This window comes from Burkholderia sp. LFS061 (assembly GCF_047978125.1).
GTDB classification, from domain to species: Bacteria; Pseudomonadota; Gammaproteobacteria; order Burkholderiales; family Burkholderiaceae; genus Burkholderia; species Burkholderia pyrrocinia_C.
The window spans coordinates 28,626-49,874 of record NZ_JBFPFS010000037.1 but is presented as its reverse complement, the minus strand read 5'-3'; the positions used below and the strand labels follow the sequence as shown (position 1 = coordinate 49,874).

Sequence of the window (21,249 nt, the reverse complement as noted above, 5' to 3'; positions counted from 1 at the left end):
ATCGGCGCCGCTGGCCGCGTGGCGCGTGCACAATGCGCGCAAGCGCTCGCGAGCCGGCCCGCATGTGGCACGGGGCCCGGCGTGAGCGCGGGCCACCCCGGCTATCCGGGAACCCCGCCAGGGCAGGATCGCGGCCGAGCATCGATCGGCCGTGCGGCCGTAACGGGGCGCCGGTCCGATGGCCGCGGCGCAGTGCGACGCACGTGATGCGGGAGCGAGGTCTTCCGGTGCGCGGCGCGTTCGTCCAGAACAGTGATGAAGAACGATATTCGACCATGGCCATTCGCTCGACCTACCTGATCCTGCCCGCCGTCGCGATGCTGTTTTCCGGCTGCGCGATGCTGTCGTCGTCGCAGGAAAGCAAGCTGACCTGCCACATTCCGCGCGCCGTCTATCCGGACACCGCGAAGCCGCTCACGCGCCCGGCGACCGTGCTCGTGCGCGCGCTGATGACGACGTCCGGCGAAGCGCAGAACGTCACCGTGACGACGAGCAGCCGCAATGCGGCCGCCGATCGTGCGGCCGTCGACGCGATGACGCACGCGACTTGCGCGCAGACGGGCGCGACCGCGAATCCGTTCCTGCTGACCCAGCCGTTCGTGTTCGAGCCGCGACGCGGCGAGTGATGTCGGACGGCGTGCCCTGCGCGCCGTTTTCCGTCCGGTTTTGCCGCTGGCCGGCCGCACCGTTTCGCGCGGCCGTCGAAAGTCGATACGCGCGGCCGTTGCGCCGAGCGCGCCCGATGTTCAGTGCTGCGGCATCAGGTTCGCGCCGCGGCAGGCCGGTTCGGCCGAATTGCGCAGCCCGAGCATCGTGAATCCGTTGCGCTCCTGGCGAATCAGCGCATAGCGCCGCGCGGCCGTTTCCCCGCGCTTGCCCGTCAGATCCAGTTCGACCTGAAAGCGCTCCTTGCTGTCCGAGCAGCCGCGCACGGGGCCGTACGCGAAGCCGGTATCGGGCGCCTTGCTTTCCGCGTTGAACGCCTGCCGGGCTTTCAGCGCGGCCGCTGCGGCGGCGGGCTCGCTCCATTCGCGCGCAAGCGCATCGTCCACCTTCAGCCATTCGTCGACGAAATCGCGGCCGTTGAGCGCCGCGGGCTGCACGCGTTGCACGGTGTCGCCGTCGACGCGGTAGCGGAAGATGCCCGGTCGAGTCATGACTTCGCTGTCGAGCGAGCCGACCGTCGTGCGCAGCTCGAAGCCGTCGGGGCGCACCTTGAACCGGATCGCGTCGTCGTCGATCACGTAGCCGTGTTCGGTATGGAACAGCGTGCGTTGCGCGGTCGAGCCGTTTGCCGGTGCGACCACGTCCGCGCCGAACCGGCTCCAGCGAGACGAGCACCACGGCGTGCCGTGGACGACCGCGACCTGCCCGCCGGGCAGCGCCGAAAACCAGAAGCCGCCGCCGTAGGCACCGCCGATGTCCTTGTAATCGTCGGCCTGCCAGCGCAGCACGCGCCGCCAGCCGCCGTTTTCCCATGCGTACGCGGTGAGCAGGTTGTCGTCGCCGCATGCGATGTCGAAGCCGGCGCGTACGAAGAGAAGCGGACGGGACGCGCCGCCGCGTTCGGCGTCGATGTCCGGATTGCGGCCGAACGCCGATTCGCCGTTTTTCGGTGCTGCCGACTGGGCCGACTGGGCCGACTGGGCTGACTGGGCGGGCACGCCGAGCGCGGCCGCGAGCGTGCGTTTCAGTGCAGCCGGTTCGACGTGTTCGTCGCTGCACGCGATCCGTGCGTCGATCGCGCCGACGAGCGCCTGCTTGTATGCGCGAAGCGCGTCGCGCAGCGGTGGTGAAACATCGACGTTGCCGCCACCGTCGCCTTGTGGATTGCGGACCTGCTGCACGCGGTGCTGCGCGTCGATTGCCGCGCGTGCGGCGGTGTCGGCGGCGGGGCAGGTGCCGGCCGCGAACGCGGCGGCCGGTGCGGCGGCAATCCACAGCGAGAGCGCGGCGTAATGCAGCGTTTTCATCTTCGAATGGTTTCTCAGGTTGTAGCGAGGGGATTCAGTCTTTTGAAGCGGGGGTATTTCGCATCGGGAACGACAGCTTCTTCAGTCTCGCACCGAGCAGTGAATAGAGCGTGTTCGTATCCGGATCGAAGTACTTGCTGCGATAGATCGTCTCGTCGTCAGTCTGTTTCCAGGTCTTGCCAGCATCAGTGCTACTGAACATCCGGGCGACCGGTGGATCATCGATCGCCTGCTTGGGATCGATCGCGTACACGAGCAGCAGGCCGTCGCGGCCCACGTCGAGGCCACCCAGAATGAGCTTCTTGTCGAACGTCGCCACTTTCCGGACATGCTCGGGTTGCGCGTTCGTCCATGTGGAAAGTACGCCGGTCCGGTGTCCGCGATCCCGTGTAGCGTCGGTGTGGCTCTCATTGTCGAGGCGGGACAGCACGTAAAGCGCGTAGCTCCCCGCCGTGGCAGGTGTCGACTCGAGCCGGACGACTGTCTGGTCCGGCAGGACGGCATCCGGAACGAACGCCTGCTGATCCGGGGCGAGCCGATATATGACGCTGCGGGCAGGGGCCGTTGCCGATCGATCGACATGGTAAGCCACTCGCAGTACGCCGTCCGGGCCCAGGCTCACACCTTTGAACTGGCGCCGAGTTTCGCCGGGGACAACCGCACCCGGCGGTGGCGCGATCTGCTTCCAGGATTCGCCGCCGTCGGATGTGCGTCGGACGCTAGGACCCCAGCCGATCGCGTAGCCGTGCTGCGCATCGATGAAAAGGAATTGATCGATATCTTCGTGCTCGGGCCATTCGAGCCGTGACCAATGGCGGCCGCCGTCGAGCGATTTCCAGACTTGGGTTTGATGCGGGACGAGATCGTCTGCAGTACGCGCGGACGTGTAGCTCATCCAGCTGGCACTGATCAAGTGGATGTTCCCGTCGCGCGAATGCCACCAAGCGGTTTTCTGGCCGGGCGCCTGAAAGTAACGCTGCAGCCCGTGATCGATCGTGCCGCGGAAGAAATTCACGGTTCGTCGATTCAGCGTTTCTCCCGCATTGTTCATCCACGCTTCGATGGGTTCGGCGACCATCGGTCTTTTCCACTCGCTGGCAGGCTTCAGCGTAATCACGGGATCGGAGACCGTGAGCGACATGATCGTGCTGCCATCAAGGTAGAAATCCCCACCACCCACCGGCGGGTCCGGCCACGTGACTTCCGACGAAACGGTTTCCCATCGAGGGCCCGTGCTTTCGTACAGAAAAGCTAGCGCGGCGCTGCCGAGCGCGATGGCAGCCAGTCGCTTCAATTTGGATCGATTTCGCATGGGGGCCGACGGAAGTCGAGGGACGAATTCGGGTTGGCGCTTGACTGGCCTCGCGCGCGACGGTTTTGCCTGATCAGTGAACCGCGCCGTTATGTTTGCTCGTGCGACGGGTCATGTCGCGGGCTTCGTCGAGTTCTGCGGACGCAGCCTGCGCCAAGCACGTCGAGCGGCAATCAGAATTGCCGCTTCCTCAGCGTGTAGGCAAACACCGAGTAGAGCGTATTCGATTCCGGGTCAAAGTAGCCGCCCTGCGAAGCCTTGTCGGTGGTCTGCTGCCACGTTTTGCCGCCGTCGGTGCTGCTGATGGTCAGGTCGATGGGCGAGCCACCGCCGTTGGCGGTGTTGGGATCGGTAGCGTGGACTAGCACGACGCCGTTGCGCCCCGCGCTCAGCCCGTTGAGCGTCAAGTGGCCTTCGAATGTGTGCAACTCCCGGATGTGATCGGGGTGCTCGCTGGTCCAGGCTGAAATGACACCTGCACCGTGGCTGCCGCCGGATTCACCACTCGCGCGCGACAGCGCATACAGGGGGTAATCTCGGGCGGGGGCCGGCGGTGATTCGAGGCCGACGACGACTTGTCCGGGCAGCACCGCTTCCTGGGTGAAGTCCTGCTGATCCCAGCCGAGCCGACTGACGATGCCGGCCGGTTGCGGATGCTCGACGTCGGTGCTCGGATAGGCGACGCGCAATGTGCCGTCCGGGCCGAGGTTGGTACCGTCGAAAGTTCTACGCGACTTCCCCTGGACGATCGCGCCTGGAGGCTCCTTGATTTCCTGCCACGATTGGCCACCGTCTGCCGTTCGCCAGACGTGTGGTCCCCAGCCGATCGCGTAGCCACGTTGAGCATCGATGAACAGCAACCGGCTGATGTTATGGTCCGCCGGCCACTGGAGCTGGGACCAGTGCCGGCCGCCATCGCTCGATTTCCAGAGCTTGGTGGTCTGAGGGACCGCGCCGTCGTCGGGGCGAGGCGCCTTGTAATCCATCCAGCCGGTACTGACGTACAGGACGCGCCAGTCGGGCGAGTACCACCATGACGCGGTCTGGCCCGGTTGTTGGAAGTGACGCGCGACGCTGCCGCCCAGGGTGCCGCGCAGGAAACTGACGGTGGACCGGTTCAGGCGCTCGTTCGAGTCGTCCATCCACGGTTCGGCGAACTCCGCGACGTCAGGGTTCTTCTGCTCGCTTTCCGGCTTGAACGTGAGTTCCGGTCTCGCAACCTTCAACGACATGAAGTCGTTGCGTTGCACGCGAAATGCGCCTGCGCCGTACGGCTTGTCGTTGCGCATGAATTCGGTCGATACCGTTTCCCACCCTGAAGTCATTTCCGTATATCCGTAAATAGCGATCGGCAGAACAAGAACGCATCCCGCGATCAAAAGCCATCGTTTGCCTTTTCGCATGTCACTTCACCAGCAGTCTTCCGAGCGCCTTGCCGACCGGATCGTCGACATCCCATTCCTCGGCCTTTTTCCGGAGAACGGGGATGCCCGAATCGAAAGCCTGCCCCCACGTCTTTCCTTCGCCCCATTCCTGGATGTTCGGACGCATCCCGATCTTGACGAGATCCGTGACCGGCAAGTCCGCCAATCCTCCGTCGAGATAGGCCATCGGGTGCGTCTTGAACGCGAACTCCTTGAATTTTTGGTTGTTCATTTCCAGTTCGAATTGCGGCCAGGTCATATCGACCCCGCCGTTCCCCGGTGTCGGGCTGGCCATCTGGATCGTATTGCCCATCATGTTCTGGTTCAGGCCGTCTTCCATGTTGGCCTGGAGCAGCTTCCGCGCCTTGTTCAACCACGCTTTCCCCTGGGCGGACAGTCGCGGGAGAAGGTTGGCGCCGTAGTCGGAGCAATAGTAGTAGCCGTAGCTGATGTAGTAATCGGGCGGTTTATGTCCGCATCCGATATGACGCATCATGAAGTTTCCATGCCGCGACCAGTCGGAATCCGAACTGCCAGGCTCGATCAGTTGCTCGCGCCGATGCAGGAGGCGGTGCGCTACATCGGAGTCGGTCCATGGATCCCACGAGAGGGCGAAGCCCTTGATGGTCGACCAAATGCTCGACATGCTGACCTTTTCAACCGTTTCCAGATAGGCGCCGTGAAGCGGTCGATAGTAGAACGGACAGGTGCCGACGATCCATTTCGGCGCCGGCGTGACATGCTTGTCGCAGATATTGATCTCCACCTTCGGCCGATCCTTGTACCCCGTCGGCGTCAGCATCCCCGAGCCGGTGCCGAGCACCTTTTCCTGTTGTCCGTCAGCCATTCGATTTCCCTAGAAACTTGACGACGACGTCATGCGGCACATGGCTCTGTGTGAGCCCCGTCTCTCCCGCCGCGTTGGTGACGCCTTCCGAGAGCAGCTTGCCGTTCGAGAACATCTGGTACCGCGTGTTCGCCACCGGAATGTCGGTGCCGGCCCAGTGCGCGATGAACGCCTGATCGTAGTTGCCGGTCGAGTTCGGCAGCGTCGGCATGGTTTGCGACAGGTGCGTGGGACCGCTGAACGCATGCTGCGCTCCCTTGATGTCGATCTTGCCGGGCGCGTGCACTTCGATGTTGCCGTCCGCGATGCGGATGTAGGCGCCGCCGGACGTCAGCAGGATTTCCTTTGCCGCGGCGCCTTCGATCGACTCGGTGACGGCCATCAGCTTCAGCGCCTTCTGCGCGGTCAGCTCGATGTTGTCCGCGTGCGCCTGGACTTCGACCTTGCCCTTGCCCGCGAACAGTTTCATCCCCGCGTTCTGCGCGAACAGGCTGATCCGGTCGAGGACGCTCGCGATCAGCGACTTTCCGGCGGCGACGTGCGTGCTTTGCCCGCTGACGAGGTTGATGTGACGGTCCGCGGCAAGCTGCGTGGACTGCTGCGTGGACATCCCGATGCCGGCCGGGCTGCCGAACAGCATCACCGGCTCCTTGAACGCATTGGCGCTGCCGGTTCCGCCGCCGGCGGTTCGGCCGCCCGATGCACTGCCGCTCACGCTGTTTTGCGTCGCGTCGGTGAACTGCTTCAGCGCCGCGTGGCCGGGGTCGAGCGACTCGCCTTGATGTTGTGCGCTGACATCCGACATCGCCTCCATCAGGCCTTCCGCGCGAACGAGTTGCTGTTGCGTCTCCTCGACGTCGAGCGGTTGGCTTGCCGGCCGTTTCGGATGCGTCGTGACGTACAGGCCGCGGTTCGCGCGCACGGCGCCGTATGCGTCGGACCGCAGGTCGAAGCCGCTGCCGAGATAGCTGCCGCGGTTGTTGCCCGTGTGGTCGATCAGGTAGCCGAGATGCAGGTGTGCGTTGGTCTGGCTGCTGTACAGGTGCACGCGGTTCTGCGAGGTCGCGTCGTCGAGCACCAGCTGGTTGTAGCCGGCGCCTGCGTATTCCTTGGACCGGTATCCGGACAGGATCCCGTTGGTGTGCCACTGCGGGCTCGTCGCGCCGTTGTACAGCTTGCCGACGATGATCGGGCGATCGCAGTCGCCGCCGAGGAAATCGACCAGCACCTCCTCGCCGCTGCGGTGCGGGTGGACGGCGCCGTAGCCGTTGCCCGAATCCGACGTCGCGGCACGCAGCCAGCACGATGCTTTCTCGTCGCCGTCGTTGAGGCGGTCCCAATGGAAGCGGACCTTGACCCGGTTGAGTTCGTCGGTATGGACTTCCTCGCCTTGCGGTGCGACGACGATCGCCGATTGCAGGTGCATCGGCGGTTTCGCGTGTTCGAGCGGGCTGCGGAACGGCACGGTCGTGCGCTGCGCTTCGATGCTGATCCGGAAAAAGCCCTCGCTGCCGTCAGGATGGCGAACGCGCGACGAGTCGGCGCCACCGGCCTGCACGATGCTGCCGATCTCGGCCTGCAGGCTGTGCGGGAAGGCGGCCTGCCCGTCGCCGACGGGCAGGTTGTTGACGATGATCCATGCGGTCTCGATCACGGCGAATTCGCGCTGGCCGGCATCGTCCTTGTCGTGTTCGGGGTGATCCGCGAACTCGAACGTGCGTCCCGCGTCCATGCGCCGCACGCCGCCGACGCCGTGAAAGCGCTTCGCATGAGACTCCTGCTCCTCCATCCAGATCTTCGACAGATGGTCGCCGCGAGACTGCTCGGGATACGTGTAGGCGCCCGTGTATTCGTAGACTTCGAGCTGCTGCGGCAGGTCGCCCTGATTCGCGATCGTCGGCGTATGGGTCGCTTTCGGATTCGACGCGGTGGGCGGCTGCTTGTAGTCGAACGTGCGCGTGGTGCGCTCGACGCTTCGCAGCGTACGCGTACCGGAGAACTGGACGAGCGTGTCGGCTTCGTCGCCCGTGCCTGCGTGATGAAAGCGCACGGTTCGCGGCGACAGCGCGGGCAATGCGTCGATGCGGTCGACGATGACGAGCCGATGCGACTTGCCGTCCTCGTCCTGTTCCCAGAAGCCGTACAGGCCTTCCGATTCCATCAGGCGATGCACGAAATTCCAGTCGTCTTCGTATTGCATGCAGAACGAGCGGGACGGCAGTGGCTGGTAGAGCTTGAAAGTGAAGCGCCCCTTGGCCTGCGGGTGCTGGTTCAGCACGTCGGCGATGATGTCGTCCGCGGACCGGTCCTGCCAGATGCGCTGATCGCGACGGAACTTCAGGAAGTGCAGGAACGACGCGAACACGATCTGATAGTGCGTGACGCCGCTGTCCGATCCGAGCCGGCGGGCGGCATGCACGTAGCCGTGGTGAGGCGCGTACGACCGGTCGGCCTGCTGGACCCAAAGCGTCACCGGCTGCGCGATCAGTTTCTTGAGTTCGAGGCTGTCGGACACCGAGACGGTATCGACGGTGAACTCGAAATGGCGCCCGAGCCGCGATCGTCCCTTGACGCGATGCGGCAGCAGGACGTCGGGGCCGAGCGGCGTATCCAGTTTGACAAGCCGCTCGTGCTGAACCGGTCCGGCCAGCAATGCGCTTCTTAACGCTTGCGAATTCATCACCAGTGCTCGCTTTTTTTGTGCGGGTTCGCACGCTCTCTCGTGCGGAATCCGGTAATTGTATGAGAAAACCGGTTTTATCTCGAATTTGCAGGCGGGCCGCGGCGCCCTGGCTTCAACCCGTCGCGTCTTCCGCCTTCCAGTCCCCCGACTTCCCGCCGCGCTTTTCCCGCACGCTCACGTCGGTGATCACCATCCCCCGATCGACCGCCTTGCACATGTCGTAGACGGTCAGCAGCCCGACCTGCACGGCGGTCAGCGCTTCCATCTCGACGCCGGTCCGGCCGAACGTCTCGACCTGCACGCCGCAGTGGACGCCCGGCAGCGCATCGTCGAGTTCGAAGTCGACGGTCACGCGCGTCAGCGCGAGCGGGTGGCACAGCGGAATGAGGTCGGCCGTGCGCTTCGCGCCCTGGATGGCCGCGATGCGCGCGACGCCGAGCACGTCGCCTTTCTTCGCCTTGCCGTCGCGGATCAGCGCGAACGTGGCCGGCAGCATCCGGATCGTGCCGCGCGCGATCGCGATGCGTTGGGTTTCCTGCTTGCCGCCGACGTCGACCATGTGCGCATGGCCGGCGGCATCGAAATGGGTGAGTCCTGACATGTCATGCTCCGTCTCAACGGGCGCTTATCATAGCAGTGGCGTTCGCGTCGCCGGGGGCGCAGATGACGCATGCGCGGCACGAGACAGTCGCGCATGCGCCGGTACAATGACCCGAATATTCAGACCAAACGCCGCGATGCGCGCCCGGCGCGCGGGACGGCGTCGTTTTCATCCTGCCATGCGTGTCAAACAGTTGCTCGCCGTGTCGCTGTCGGTCGCGCTCGCGTTGCCGCCGAGCGGCCATGCGCAGAGCGCGTCCGCGCCACCGCTCGAGGCGGCGGCCGGCGATTCCCCGTCGATTTCCACCGTGCCGTCCGGCATCGCGACCGGCGTATTCGGCACGTACGGCGGCGCGGAGAGCCGGTTTTCGGGCGCGGGCGGCGCGTCGGCGCCGGCCGCGAGCCTGCGCGCGCCGCTGCGCGCACTCGAGCTGCCCGACCTCGGCGACGGCTCCGGCGGTTCGCTGACGCCGCGTGCCGAGCGCCGGCTCGGCGAGCGCGTGATGCGCGAAGTGCGGCGCGATCCCGATTATCTCGACGACTGGCTCGTACGCGACTACCTGAACGCGATGGCGGCGCGCCTCGCGGCCGCGGCGGCCGCGCGCTACATCGGCGGCTACACGCCGGACTTCGACCTGTTCCCGGTGCGCGATCCGCAGATCAACGCGTTCTCGATGCCGGGCGGCTTCATCGGGATCAACAGCGGGCTCGTGGTCACGACGCAGACGGAATCGGAGCTCGCGTCCGTGGTCGGCCACGAGATGGGCCACGTGCTGCAGCGGCACATCGCGCGGATGATCGGCGCGAGCGAAAAGAGCGGCTACACGGCGCTCGCGACGATGCTGCTCGGCGTGCTGGCCGGCGTGCTCGCGAGAAGCGGCGATCTCGGCAGCGCGATCGCGATGGGCGGGCAAGCGTACGCGGTGGACAACCAGTTGCGCTTCTCGCGTTCGGCCGAGCGCGAGGCCGATCGTGTCGGTTTCCAGCTGCTCGCGGGCGCGGGCTACGACCCGTACGGGATGCCGGGCTTCTTCGAGCGGCTCGAACGCGCGTCGATGGGCGACGCGGGCGTGCCGGCCTATGCGCGCACGCACCCGCTGACCGGCGAGCGGATCGCCGACATGGAGGATCGTGCGCGCCGCGCGCCGTACCGGCAGCCGCGCCAGTCGGCCGAATACGGATTCGTGCGCGCGCGGCTGCGCGTCCTGCAGAACCGCGCGCCGACCGACATCTCGGCCGAGGCGCGCCGGATGCAGCTTGAGATCGACGATCGCACGGCACCGAACGTCGCGGCGAACTGGTACGGCATCGCGCTCGCGAACACGCTGCTCGGCCAGTACGACGCGGCGGACAAGGCGCTCGCTTCGGCGCGCGGCGCGTTCGATGCGCGCGAGCGGCGCGAGGACGACCCGGCGACGGGTTCGCCGAGCCTCGACGTGCTGGCCGCCGACATCGCGCGCCGTGCGGGCCGGACCGACGACGCGGTGCGGCTCGCGGCGCTCGCGCAGCGGCGCTGGCCGGCGTCGCACGCGGCGATCGTCGCGCACCTGCAGGCGCTGATTTCCGCGCGCCGCTTCGCCGAAGCGCAGGCGCTCGCACGCGCGCAGGCGCAGGCCGATCCCGAGCAGCCGGACTGGTGGGACTACCTCGCGAAGGCGAGCGACGGCAAGGGCGACGTGCTCGCGCGGCGCCGCGCGCTCGCGGAGAAACTTGCACTCGATGGCGCATGGCCGTCGGCGATCCGCCAGTTGAAGGAAGCGCGCGATGCGAAGGACGTGTCTTTCTACGAGCAGTCGATCATCGGCGCGCGGCTGCTGGAATTCGAGGCGCGCTACAAGGAAGAGCGCGACGACGAGAAGAACGGCCGCGGGTAGCGGCCGGCGCGCGGCGAACGCGGGAAGGGCGGGTGCGGGTCAGTTGTCGTTGTCGGCCGCGTCGCGTGCCTGTCGCGCCGGACTCGCGACGTAGCCGAACCGCGCGGGCACGTCCGCGCAGACGATGGTGCCGAGCGGCAGCGCGCGGCCGTCACGCCAGCGCAGCACGGGCGGCGCGGCGTCGAAATCCGCGTGATCGGCGAACAGCCCGAGATCGTGGTCGTGCAGCGCCGCGATGCGCGGCGGCGCGCCTGCATCGCGAAACAGCACGCCGCCCCCGTCGTCGAGCCATGCTTCGTCCGGTTCGAACGCGGCGCCCGTCTGGTCGGTGAGCGTGAGCTGTCCGTCGCGCTCGGCGAGCCGGACGACCCATGGCGTATAGGCGAGCTCGACGTATACGCGCTGCGGCCCGTTCTGGAAGTACCACTGGCCCCGCGCGTCGCATTCGTAGTTGCGGCCGATGAACGCGTTCAGCGCCGCATGCCGGATCGGCGAGCCGAGCTCGCCGGTCGCCTGCGCCGCGTCGTCGCGCAGCCGCCATTCGCCGCGCCGGTCGAGCAGCAGCCAGCCGGTGCAGTGCGGCACGTTCGGCCATTTGGCGAGCGCCTGCCTGACGATGTCATCCATGGTCGACGAATTTCGAGCAATAGCCGAACACGCGCGCCGACAGCCAGTCGAGACGGCCGGGGAACGGCCCGGTCATGAATCCCGCATGCCCGCCGGCCTCGGGCTGGTCGAGCTCGACGGCCGGCGATACGTCGGCCGGGCCCGGCAGTGCCGATTCGGGCAGGAACGGGTCGTTGCGGGCGTTGAGGATCAGCGTCGGCACGTCGATCGCGGGCAACAGCGGCCGCGTCGTCGCCTTCGTCCAGTAGTCGTCGGCGTTTGCGAAACCGTGCAGCGGCGCGGTCACCGCCTCGTCGAAGTCGCGCATCGTCACGGCCTGCAGCATCGCGTCGCGGTCGAACAGCCCCGGGTACTGGTCGAGCTTCGCGAGCGCCTTGCGCTTGAGCGTCTTCAGGAAGCTGCGCGTATAGACCATCGCGAACCCCTGCGACAGCGCGCGGCCGCCCGCATGCACGTCGATCGGCGTCGAGATCGCGGCGGCCGCCTGCAGGATCGACGTGTCGCTGCGATGCTCGCCGAGCCAGTGCAGCAGTACGTTGCCGCCGAGCGACACGCCGGCTGCGACCAGCGGCCCGCGATGCTGCGCGGCGAGCCGGCGCAGGATCCAGTCGACCTCGGCGCTATCGGCGAGATGGTAGAAGCGCGGCTGGCGGTTGATCTCGCCGCTGCAACTGCGAAAGTGCGGCACGACGGCGTGCCAGCCCTTCGCGCGCGCGGCGGCCATCATCTCGAGCGCGTAGTGCGAGCCGGAACTGCCTTCGAGGCCGTGGAACAGCACGAACAGCGGCGCATCGGGCGGCGGCGCCGCACTGTCGAGATGGGCGACCCAGTCGAGATCGATGAAGTCGTGATCGGGGGTTTCCCATCGCTCTCGTCGGTAGGCGACGGCCGGTCGTCGCGCGAACAGCGCGGGCACGATGGTTTGCGCATGGCTGTTCGGCAGCCAGCGCGGTGCGCGATAGCGCAGTGTGTCGTCGTCCGGGGCCGGGGCCCCGGCGAGCGGCGAGGTGGGCGGAGAAGCCGTACTCATGATCGCCCCGCGTATGCGTTGCTTCGTCTTTTCGTCAGTGCAGCGGGCCCTGCCCATGACGGATCTTCGCGGCGAACTGCCCGGCCGCTTGTTCGGGAATCGGGCTCGCGTGGATGTGCGCGATGCGCCACTCGCCGCGTTCGTGAATCATCACGTACGTGGCGAAAACCATGTCGGGTTCGGCCGTCAGGTCGGCCTGCTGATGCGCTTCGGCGATCGTGTAGACGACCGTGCCGAGGCTGTCGTAGACGCGGATGTCGAGCGGTTCGATCGTCACCGGGCGCGTCGCGAGCCGGTTGGCGAGCCCGCTGCGGATCTGGTCGAGGCCATGCAGATGCTCGCCGTCCGCCCACACGCAGCTGGCGAAATCCTCGTCGATCCACAACGCCAGCAGCGCGTCGAGATTGGCATCGGCGACGGCCTGGTAGTAGGCGTTCAGCGTATCGGCAGCGGCTTCGAAGAGGCGGGCAAAACGTGGCATCGGGGTTGTCTCTCGCGCGCGTCGCGCGCCGTATTCAGCACGGCGGCCCGGATGGGGCCGCCGCACACCGGTGAATCGGATTGCCCGGCGCGCCGTGCGACGCTGCCGGCCAGGGTCAGCGCTGCCCGACGAGCATGCCGCGCAAATCGCCGAATACCTGCTCGGGACCGAGTTCGCGCAGGCACTTCAGGTGGCCGAGCGGGCACTCGCGTTCGAAGCAGGGACTGCATTCGAGATGCAGCCATTGTACCTTCGCCAGGTCCGACAGCGGAGGGGTGTGGCGCGGATCGGTCGATCCGTACAGCGCGACGAGCGGCCGGCGCAACGCGGCGGCGACGTGCATCAGCCCCGAATCGTTGGTGACGACCGCGTTCGCGCGCGCGATCAGCGCGCACGCCTCGGACAGCGACGTTTGCCCGCACAGGTTGCGCACGTTCGGCGCGTGGTCGGCGATCGCCTGTGCGGCGGCGGCGTCCTTCTGCGAGCCGAGCGCGACGATCTGCGTATACGGGAACGACTGGTGCACGATCGTCGCGAGCGACGCGAAGTGCTCGGGCGGCCAGCGCTTGGCCGGGCCGTACTCGGCGCCCGGGCAGAACACGACGAGAGGCTTGCGCGTATCGAGATTGAAACGTGCGGACACGCGCGCCGTTTCGTTCAGGTCGGCGTCGAGGCGCGGCGCGGGCAGCGTCTTCATCGATTCGGGCAGCTTCGCGCCCGGCGCGTACGCGAGCGCCGCGTAGTGGGTCGTCATCGGCGGCCGCTCGCCCGACTTGTCGGGATTCGCGTGCCGCACGTTCAACAGCCCGTAGCGGTGCTCGCCCGTGTAGCCGATCCGCAGCGGGATGTTCGCGAGCCACGGGATCACCGCGGACTTCAGCGAATTCGGCAGCACGTACGCCGCGTCGTAGCCGACGTCGCGCAGGTCGCTCGCGAGCTGCCAGCGGCGCAGCAGCTGCAGCTTGCCGTGCGCGAGATCGGTCGCGTAGACATCGTGGATCTCGGGCATCCGCTCGAGCACGGGCGCGACCCACGAGGGCGCGACCGCATCGATCGCGATGCGGGGATGGAGCTTCTTCAGCAGCGCAAAGAGCGGCTGCGCCATCAATGCGTCACCGATCCAGTTCGGTGCGATAACCAGCGCTCGACGCATCAGGTGGACTTCCGATGTCGTAATGAAGCACGGCGCGCGGGCGCCGCGTTCGGGTTGCCAGAATGGGGAAGGGCGGCGCGCCGGGCATCCGGCTGCGCCGCCTCGTGAGCGGCGGCCCCGCGGGCCCGTCCGCCCGGGCTCAGTGGCCCTTGACGACCTCGCCGTCGCGCAGCTTGTAGCGCGTGCCGCAGTACGGGCAGCGCGCCTCGCCGTGCGAGACGTCGATGAACACGCGCGGATGCGCGCTCCAGCGCGCCATGGCCGGGTTCGGGCAGTAGGCGGGAAGATCCTTGGCCGTCAGCTCGACCAGCGGCATTTCCTTGATTTCACTCATGGGACTTTCTCTTATCACTCTTTTGTGGGGCGGTCGGTGGCGCGGCGCGCTCAGACCTTCGTCAGCCAGTGCGCGTACTTCGCGTTCTTGCCCGACACGATATCGAAAAACGCCGACTGGAGCTTTTCCGTGACAGGGCCGCGCGCGCCGCTGCCGATCGTGCGGTTGTCGAGCTCGCGGATCGGCGTGACTTCGGCGGCCGTACCGGTGAAGAACGCTTCGTCGGCCGTGTAGACCTCGTCGCGCGTGATGCGCTTCTCGATCACCTCGATGCCGGCGTCCTTCGCGAGCGTGATGACCGTGTCGCGCGTGATGCCGTCGAGGCACGACGCCAGGTCGGGCGTGTACAGCTTGCCGTTGTTCACGAGGAAGAAGTTCTCGCCGGAACCTTCGGACACGTAGCCGTCGACGTCGAGCAGCAGCGCTTCGTCGTAGCCGTCGGCCGTCGCTTCCTGGTTCGCCAGGATCGAGTTCACGTACCAGCCCGACGCCTTCGCGCGCACCATCGACACGTTCACGTGGTGGCGCGTGAACGACGACGTCTTCACGCGGATACCCTTCGCGAGGCCTTCCTCGCCGAGGTACGCGCCCCACGGCCATGCGGCGATCGCGACGTGGATCGTGTTGCCCTTCGCCGACACGCCGAGCTTTTCCGAGCCGACCCAGATGATCGGGCGCAGGTAGCACGATTCGAGCTTGTTCTCGCGCACGACTTCGAGTTGCGCGGCTTCGAGCGTTTCCCGGTCGAACGGCACGTCCATCTGGAAGATCTTCGCCGAATTCAGCAGACGTTTCGTGTGCTCGCGCAGGCGGAAGATCGCGGTGCTGCCGTCGGCCGTCTGGTACGCGCGCACGCCCTCGAAGACACCCATGCCGTAGTGCAGCGTATGGGTCAGGACGTGGATCTTGGCGTCGCGCCAGTCGATCAGCTTGCCGTCCATCCAGATCTTGCCGTCGCGGTCGGCCATTGACATAGGATTCTCCTGGGATGCGGTTGTATGCAGCGTTGAGCCGGAAAGACGCTTATTTTAGCGTCATTTGGCGACGATCCGGTCGGCCGGCGCTGGGCCGGCGCTATAATCGTCCGGCACCGATTCCAATAACGACGGGTCGTGCCGGCAGGAGGCGCCGGCGTCCCGACGAACCGCCCGCTGCGGCCCGCTTTCCCATGCTCGCTCGATTGTCCGCCACCGACCGCTTCGCGCTGATCCAGGGCGCGCGCGACTATTCCCCGACACTGATGGCGATCCTGTCCTGGGGGCTCGTCACCGGCATCGCGATGAGCAAGTCGGTGATGACGCTCGGGCAGGCGAGCGCGATGTCGCTGCTCGTCTACGCGGGCTCGTCGCAGCTCGCGGTGCTGCCGCTCCTCGCCGCGAAGCTGCCGATCTGGACCGTGCTGCTCACGGCCGCGATGGTCAACACGCGCTTCGTGATCTTCAGCGCCGGGCTTGCTCCCCATTTTTCCTACCTGCCGCTGTGGCGGCGCCTCGCGATCGGCTATTTCAACGGCGACGTGATCTACCTGCTGTTCCAGAAACAGGGCTTCGCGAACGGCCACGTGCCGGGCAAGGAAGCGTATTTCTGGGGGATGGCGCTCGCGAGCTGGGCATCGTGGCAGGTGTCGTCGCTGGCGGGCATCCTGCTGGCGAGTTTCTTTCCCGCGAGCTGGGGGCTGGAACTGGCCGGCACGCTCGCGCTGATCCCGATCATGGTGTCGGCGGTCGCGAACCGCTCGACGCTCGCGGCCGTCGCGGTGGCGGGCATCGTGTCGCTCGTCGCGTTCGACCTGCCGTACCGGCTCGCGCTGCCGCTCGCGGTGCTCGCCGCGCTCGCGGCCGGCAGCATGGCCGATTTCTTCGTCGAACGGGCCGACTGGCGGCGCATCCGCACCGAAACCGTGCGCGAGAAGGAGGTCGAATGAGCGCGACCGAGATCTGGATCGTCATCGTCGGGATGACGATCGTCACGGCCGTCACGCGTGCGCTGTTTCTGATCGGCGGCGAGCGCACCGTGTTGCCCGAACGCGCGCAGCGCGCGCTGCGCTACGCGCCGGCGGCCGCGCTCGTCGCCGTCGTGCTGCCCGACGTGCTCGAAACGCCGGCCGGGCTGTCGTTCGCGCTGTCCAACCATCCGTTCTACGCGGCGCTCGCCGGCCTCGGCTGGTTCTTGTGGCGGCGCAGCATGCTCGGCACGATCGTCGTCGGGATGCTCGTATTCACCGCGCTGCGCGTGATTTTCTGATGGGCCGCCGTTCCGGCCCGCCGGGCGCCGGCCACTCGCGCGCGTGAATTGCTGCGCTGCGGCAATGGAGCCGCTGTCGCGCGCGATCCCAAATAGGCGGAATTCGCCGCCGCACGGGTCAGTCTGCCGGGTGGATCGGCTAGAATGCCCGTTCGAGATTTTTTACCCGTGCGCGTCATGCGAACCGCCAGCCACGGCCGCATCCGGCGCCCTTTCGCGGCAGCCCGCGCACGTCCAGCGTGAACCCCCTTTCCCCATCCACTACTTCAATCTGTTCAACATGAGCCAAGTCAAGCGTCTTACCGACCTGATCGCCGCCGGCCAGCTCGCCGGCAAGCGGGTGTTCATCCGCGCCGACCTGAACGTCCCGCAGGACGATCACGGCAACATCACCGAGGACACGCGCGTGCGCGCGTCCGTGCCGGCCATCCAGGCCGCGCTCGACGCCGGCGCGGCCGTGATGGTCACGTCGCACCTCGGCCGTCCGACCGAAGGCGAATTCAAGCCGGAAGATTCGCTCGCGCCGGTCGCGAAGCGCCTCGCCGAGCTGCTCGGCCGCGACGTGCCGCTCGTGTCGAACTGGGTCGAGAACGGCGTGAACGTCGCACCGGGCCAGGTCGTGCTGCTCGAGAACTGCCGCGTGAACAAGGGCGAGAAGAAGAATTCGGACGAGCTCGCGCAAAAGATGGCGAAGCTCTGCGACGTGTACGTGAACGACGCGTTCGGCACCGCGCACCGCGCGGAAGCGACCACGCACGGGATCGCGAAGTACGCGCCGGTCGCGTGCGCGGGCCCGCTGCTGGCCGCCGAACTCGACGCGCTCGGCAAGGCGCTCGGCAACCCGGCGCGTCCGCTGGTGGCGATCGTCGCCGGCTCGAAGGTGTCGACCAAGCTGACGATCCTGAAGTCGCTGGCCGGCAAGGTCGACCAGCTGATCGTCGGCGGCGGCATCGCGAACACGTTCATGCTCGCGGCCGGTCTGCCGATCGGCAAGTCGCTCGCGGAAGCCGACCTCGTCAACGAGGCGAAGGCGATCATCGACGAAGCGCGCGAGCGCGGCGCATCGGTGCCGATCCCGACCGACGTCGTGACGGCCAAGGAATTCTCGCCGACGGCCGCGGCCACGGTGAAGCAGGTCGCCGACATCGAAGCGGACGACATGATCCTCGACATCGGCCCCGATACGGCCAAGGCGCTCGCGAGCCAGCTCGAGAAGGCCGGCACGATCGTGTGGAACGGCCCGGTCGGCGTGTTCGAGTTCGACCAGTTCGGCAACGGCACCAAGACGCTCGCCGAAGCGATCGCCAAATCGTCCGCGTTCTCGATCGCGGGCGGCGGCGACACGCTCGCGGCCATCGCGAAGTACGGCATCCACGACCAGGTCAGCTACATCTCGACGGGCGGCGGCGCCTTCCTCGAGTTCCTCGAGGGGAAGAAGCTGCCGGCGGTGGAAGTGCTCGAAACGCGGGCGGCCTGAGCGTGGCGGCGCGCGCAGGGGTGACGAAGGCCGCGCGCTCCGCGAAAGCGGAGCAGCCGGCCGGCGCGGGCAAGCGCAAACGCGCGCCCGCGCGGGCGAACTCCACCCCGCGCGCACCGGCGGCCGCTGGCGACGCGGCCATGCAGCACCACGAGATTCAGAACAAAGCGATGCCGGGCGCAAGCACCGGCACGCCCTCCGGAACGGCCGCCGCTGGGCCCGCCGTGTCCGGCTCTCGCAGCGTTTCACCCAGCGCATCCACCTTGATCCAGATGAGGAGTTTCATGCAGCGCGCCACCAAGATAGTCGCCACGATCGGCCCGGCTTCCAGTTCGCCGGAGATTCTGCTGCAGATGATGCAGGCGGGCCTCGACGTCGTGCGGCTCAATTTTTCGCACGGCACGGCCGACGATCACCGCCAGCGCGCCGAGATGGTGCGCGAGGCCGCCCGCAAGGTTGGCCGCGAGATCGCGATCATGGCCGACCTCCAGGGCCCGAAGATCCGCGTCGGCAAGTTCGAGAACGGTAAGACGACGCTCGCGCCCGGTCAGCCGTTCATCCTCGACGCGGCCTGCGAACTCGGCAACGACGAGCGGGTCGGCCTCGACTACAAGGAACTGCCGCGCGACCTGAAGCCGGGCGACCTGCTGCTGCTGAACGACGGCCTGATCGTGCTGACCGTCGAGCGCGTGCTCGGCGACGAGATCCACACGATCGTCAAGGTGGGCGGCGAGCTGTCGAACAACAAGGGGATCAACCGCCAGGGTGGCGGCCTGTCGGCGCCGGCGCTGACCGCGAAGGACATGGAAGACATCCGCACCGCGATGTCGCTCGGCGCGGACCTGGTGGCGGTGTCGTTCCCGAAGAATGCGACCGACATGGAAATGGCGCGCCAGCTCGCGAACATCGCGGGCGCGCCGTACGGCATCAAGCCGAAGATGATCGCGAAGATCGAGCGCGCGGAGGCGATTCCGGCGCTGCAGAGCATCCTCGACGCGTCCGACGGCATCATGGTCGCGCGCGGCGACCTCGCGGTGGAAGTCGGCAACGCGGCCGTGCCGGCGCTGCAGAAGCGGATGATCCGGATGGCGCGCGAGTCGAACAAGCTCGTGATCACCGCGACGCAGATGATGGAATCGATGATCTACGCGCCGGTGCCGACCCGCGCGGAAGTGTCGGACGTCGCGAACGCGGTGCTCGACGGCACCGACGCGGTGATGCTGTCGGCCGAGACGGCCGCCGGCAAGTACCCGGTCGTCACGATCGAGACGATGGCGGCCGTGTGCGTCGAGGCGGAAAAGTCGGAACACGTCGAACTGGACAAGGATTTCCTCGACCGCACGTTCACGCGGATCGACCAGTCGATCGCGATGGGCGCGCTGTTCACCGCGTACCACCTGGGCGCGAAGGCGATCATCGCGCTGACCGAATCGGGCGCGACCGCGCTGTGGATGTCGCGTCACTACACGCACGTGCCGATCTTCGCGCTGACGCCGCGCGTCGGCAGCGAGCGCACGATGGCGCTGTATCGCAACGTGACGCCGCTGCACGTCGACTTCAACAGCGACCGCGACTCGGCGCTGCAGGCGGCGCTCGAGCTCGTCGTCAAGCAGGGCTACGTGCAGCACGGCGACATGGTCGTGCTGACCGTCGGCGAACCGATGGGTCAGGCGGGCGGCACCAACACGCTGAAGATCGTGCGCGTCGGCGAGCACTATTGAGTCGGGCGTTCGCCGGGCACCTTGCCGGCGACCCGGGTCGATCGAACTCGATCCGGCACCGTTTTTCGCGCTAAAGCCGCGCGGGGTCCGAAGCCCCGCGCGGCTTTTTTTCTCCTTTTTGCCCGCATTGTGCCGTGCGAACGTAACAAATTGCGAGCGGGTGCCACCGGGCGGTCGGAATCGGAGGCGCTTCGCGATAAAATGCGGCTATTCGACGCTCAGCCGCGCCGCGCCGCCCCGGTTTGAACGAGGGCGGGTGCCGCGCCGGCGTCAGGGCGCACCGGTTTTCATTCAAGGAGTTCCACAATGCCTCTCGTATCAATGCGTCAATTGCTGGATCACGCGGCAGAGCACGGTTACGGCCTGCCGGCCTTCAACGTGAACAACCTGGAGCAGGTCCAGGCGATCATGGCGGCAGCGGACCAGGTCGGCGCGCCCGTGATCATGCAGGCATCGGCCGGCGCGCGTAAGTACGCGGGCGAGCCGTTCCTGCGCCACCTGATCGAAGCGGCGGTCGAGTCGTATCCGCACATCCCGGTCGTGATGCACCAGGATCACGGCCAGTCGCCGGCGGTTTGCATGGGCGCGATCCGCAGCGGCTTCACGAGCGTGATGATGGACGGTTCGCTCGAAGCCGACGGCAAGACGGTCGCGTCGTACGAGTACAACGTCGACGTGTCGCGCAAGGTCGTCGAGATGGCGCACTCGATCGGCGTGACGGTCGAAGCCGAACTCGGCGTGCTCGGCTCGCTCGAGACGATGAAGGGCGACAAGGAAGACGGCCACGGCGCGGAAGGCACGATGACCCGCGAGCAGCTGCTGACCGATCCGGAGCAGGCGGCCGATTTCGTGAAGCTCACGCAGTGCGATGCGCTCGCGATCGCGATCGGCACGTCGCACGGCGCGTACAAGTTCTCGAAGAAGCCGACGGGCGACATCCTGTCGATCCAGCGCATCAAGGAAATCCACGCGCGCATCCCGAACACGCACCTCGTGATGCACGGTTCGTCGTCGGTGCCGCAGGAGCTGCTGGAAGAAATCCGCCAGTTCGGCGGCGACATGAAGGAAACCTACGGCGTGCCGGTCGAGGAAATCCAGGAAGGCATCAAGCACGGCGTGCGCAAGATCAACATCGACACCGACCTGCGTCTCGCGATCACCGGCGCGATCCGCCGCTACCTGTTCGAGAACCCGGGCAAGTTCGATCCGCGCGACTACCTGAAGCCCGCGCGCGAAGCGGCGAAGCAGGTCTGTGTCGACCGCTACCTCGCGTTCGGCTGCGAAGGTCAGGCCGCGAAGATCAAGCCGGTGTCGCTCGACAAGATCGCCGAGCAGTACAAGTCCGGCGCGCTCGCGCAGGTCGTGCGCTGAGACTGTAGTACGATTGCCCCGCCCGATTCTGTCGTTTGGCAGGGGCGGGCAGCCAGGCCGGATGTGATCCGGCCCCAGGCAGCCGTTCCGTCCGGCCG

General features: G+C 67.0%; 20 protein-coding genes. 7 read left to right on the top strand and 13 right to left on the bottom strand.

The window, feature by feature from the left end; genetic code table 11:
* Positions 1-275: 275 nt before the first annotated feature.
* A complete protein-coding gene (locus ACNQQL_RS26755) occupies positions 276-626 on the top strand; it encodes a TonB family protein (protein ID WP_034178929.1) in 351 nt (116 codons plus the stop codon).
* A gap of 120 nt (positions 627-746) precedes the next feature.
* On the opposite strand, the gene ACNQQL_RS26750 is transcribed toward ACNQQL_RS26755, so the two are convergent.
* The 6 genes from ACNQQL_RS26750 to moaC all read right to left on the bottom strand — a co-directional run bounded on the left by ACNQQL_RS26750 (position 747) and on the right by moaC (position 8,840).
* Positions 747-1,973 carry a hypothetical protein gene (locus ACNQQL_RS26750; protein ID WP_347066894.1) on the bottom strand — a complete coding sequence of 409 codons (1,227 nt, stop codon included), beginning with the start codon at positions 1,971-1,973 and terminating at the stop codon, positions 747-749.
* Between the two features lie 34 nt (positions 1,974-2,007).
* Positions 2,008-3,267, bottom strand: coding sequence for a WD40/YVTN/BNR-like repeat-containing protein (locus tag ACNQQL_RS26745; RefSeq protein WP_416392722.1), 1,260 nt, complete (start codon positions 3,265-3,267; stop codon positions 2,008-2,010).
* A gap of 191 nt (positions 3,268-3,458) precedes the next feature.
* A complete protein-coding gene (locus tag ACNQQL_RS26740; protein WP_347066927.1) occupies positions 3,459-4,610 on the bottom strand; it encodes a glycosyl hydrolase in 1,152 nt (383 codons plus the stop codon).
* 79 nt (positions 4,611-4,689) lie between these two features.
* Positions 4,690-5,556, bottom strand: coding sequence for a hypothetical protein (locus tag ACNQQL_RS26735; RefSeq protein WP_347066890.1), 867 nt, complete (start codon positions 5,554-5,556; stop codon positions 4,690-4,692).
* Positions 5,549-8,236: a type VI secretion system tip protein VgrG gene (locus ACNQQL_RS26730; RefSeq protein WP_347066888.1), complete on the bottom strand. Its 2,688-nt coding sequence runs from the start codon at positions 8,234-8,236 to the stop codon at positions 5,549-5,551. The genes ACNQQL_RS26735 and ACNQQL_RS26730 overlap by 8 nt, the downstream gene beginning before the upstream one ends.
* Positions 8,237-8,351: 115 nt before the next feature.
* Complete coding sequence (moaC, locus tag ACNQQL_RS26725; RefSeq protein ID WP_347066886.1) at positions 8,352-8,840, bottom strand: cyclic pyranopterin monophosphate synthase MoaC; 489 nt, start codon at positions 8,838-8,840, stop codon at positions 8,352-8,354.
* A gap of 178 nt (positions 8,841-9,018) precedes the next feature.
* Here moaC and ACNQQL_RS26720 point away from each other — a divergent pair, with 178 nt between their 5' ends.
* A complete protein-coding gene (locus ACNQQL_RS26720; RefSeq protein ID WP_347066884.1) occupies positions 9,019-10,713 on the top strand; it encodes a M48 family metalloprotease in 1,695 nt (564 codons plus the stop codon).
* Between the two features lie 39 nt (positions 10,714-10,752).
* On the opposite strand, the gene ACNQQL_RS26715 is transcribed toward ACNQQL_RS26720, so the two are convergent.
* The 6 genes from ACNQQL_RS26715 to ACNQQL_RS26690 form a co-directional block, all read right to left on the bottom strand.
* Positions 10,753-11,340, bottom strand: coding sequence for a DUF2946 family protein (locus ACNQQL_RS26715; protein WP_347066882.1), 588 nt, complete (start codon positions 11,338-11,340; stop codon positions 10,753-10,755).
* Positions 11,333-12,370, bottom strand: a complete 1,038-nt coding sequence (locus tag ACNQQL_RS26710; RefSeq protein WP_347066880.1) for a hydrolase — start codon at positions 12,368-12,370, stop codon at positions 11,333-11,335. Before ACNQQL_RS26710 ends, ACNQQL_RS26715 begins: the two co-directional genes overlap by 8 nt.
* A gap of 34 nt (positions 12,371-12,404) precedes the next feature.
* Positions 12,405-12,851 carry a nuclear transport factor 2 family protein gene (locus tag ACNQQL_RS26705; RefSeq protein ID WP_034178922.1) on the bottom strand — a complete coding sequence of 149 codons (447 nt, stop codon included), beginning with the start codon at positions 12,849-12,851 and terminating at the stop codon, positions 12,405-12,407.
* A 115-nt stretch (positions 12,852-12,966) separates the two neighbouring features.
* Positions 12,967-14,004: a lipopolysaccharide heptosyltransferase II gene (gene waaF, locus ACNQQL_RS26700; RefSeq protein WP_072442744.1), complete on the bottom strand. Its 1,038-nt coding sequence runs from the start codon at positions 14,002-14,004 to the stop codon at positions 12,967-12,969.
* A 139-nt stretch (positions 14,005-14,143) separates the two neighbouring features.
* Positions 14,144-14,338 (bottom strand): zinc-finger domain-containing protein, encoded by a 195-nt coding sequence (locus ACNQQL_RS26695; RefSeq protein WP_006749970.1) that lies wholly within the window; start codon positions 14,336-14,338, stop codon positions 14,144-14,146.
* A 50-nt stretch (positions 14,339-14,388) separates the two neighbouring features.
* Positions 14,389-15,312, bottom strand: a complete 924-nt coding sequence (locus ACNQQL_RS26690) for a branched-chain amino acid transaminase (protein WP_347066876.1) — start codon at positions 15,310-15,312, stop codon at positions 14,389-14,391.
* 194 nt (positions 15,313-15,506) lie between these two features.
* Here ACNQQL_RS26690 and ACNQQL_RS26685 point away from each other — a divergent pair, with 194 nt between their 5' ends.
* From ACNQQL_RS26685 to ACNQQL_RS26675, 3 genes are all read left to right on the top strand, one after another.
* Positions 15,507-16,262 (top strand): AzlC family ABC transporter permease, encoded by a 756-nt coding sequence (locus tag ACNQQL_RS26685; RefSeq protein WP_347066874.1) that lies wholly within the window; start codon positions 15,507-15,509, stop codon positions 16,260-16,262.
* Positions 16,259-16,582, top strand: coding sequence for an AzlD domain-containing protein (locus tag ACNQQL_RS26680; protein WP_347066872.1), 324 nt, complete (start codon positions 16,259-16,261; stop codon positions 16,580-16,582). Before ACNQQL_RS26685 ends, ACNQQL_RS26680 begins: the two co-directional genes overlap by 4 nt.
* A 280-nt stretch (positions 16,583-16,862) precedes the next feature.
* A complete protein-coding gene (locus ACNQQL_RS26675) occupies positions 16,863-18,059 on the top strand; it encodes a phosphoglycerate kinase (protein WP_072442751.1) in 1,197 nt (398 codons plus the stop codon).
* Between the two features lie 157 nt (positions 18,060-18,216).
* Here ACNQQL_RS26675 and ACNQQL_RS26670 read toward each other — a convergent pair whose 3' ends face one another.
* Positions 18,217-18,345 carry a hypothetical protein gene (locus tag ACNQQL_RS26670; protein ID WP_258170483.1) on the bottom strand — a complete coding sequence of 43 codons (129 nt, stop codon included), beginning with the start codon at positions 18,343-18,345 and terminating at the stop codon, positions 18,217-18,219.
* On the opposite strand from ACNQQL_RS26670, the gene pyk reads away from it, so the two are divergent.
* Together pyk and fba are read left to right on the top strand one after the other, a co-directional pair.
* A complete protein-coding gene (gene pyk / locus ACNQQL_RS26665) occupies positions 18,344-19,780 on the top strand; it encodes a pyruvate kinase (RefSeq protein ID WP_034178917.1) in 1,437 nt (478 codons plus the stop codon). The two genes, ACNQQL_RS26670 and pyk, sit on opposite strands and share 2 nt — an antisense overlap.
* Before the next feature lie 306 nt (positions 19,781-20,086).
* Positions 20,087-21,151 (top strand): class II fructose-bisphosphate aldolase, encoded by a 1,065-nt coding sequence (gene fba, locus ACNQQL_RS26660; RefSeq protein ID WP_034178916.1) that lies wholly within the window; start codon positions 20,087-20,089, stop codon positions 21,149-21,151.
* Positions 21,152-21,249 lie beyond the last annotated feature (98 nt).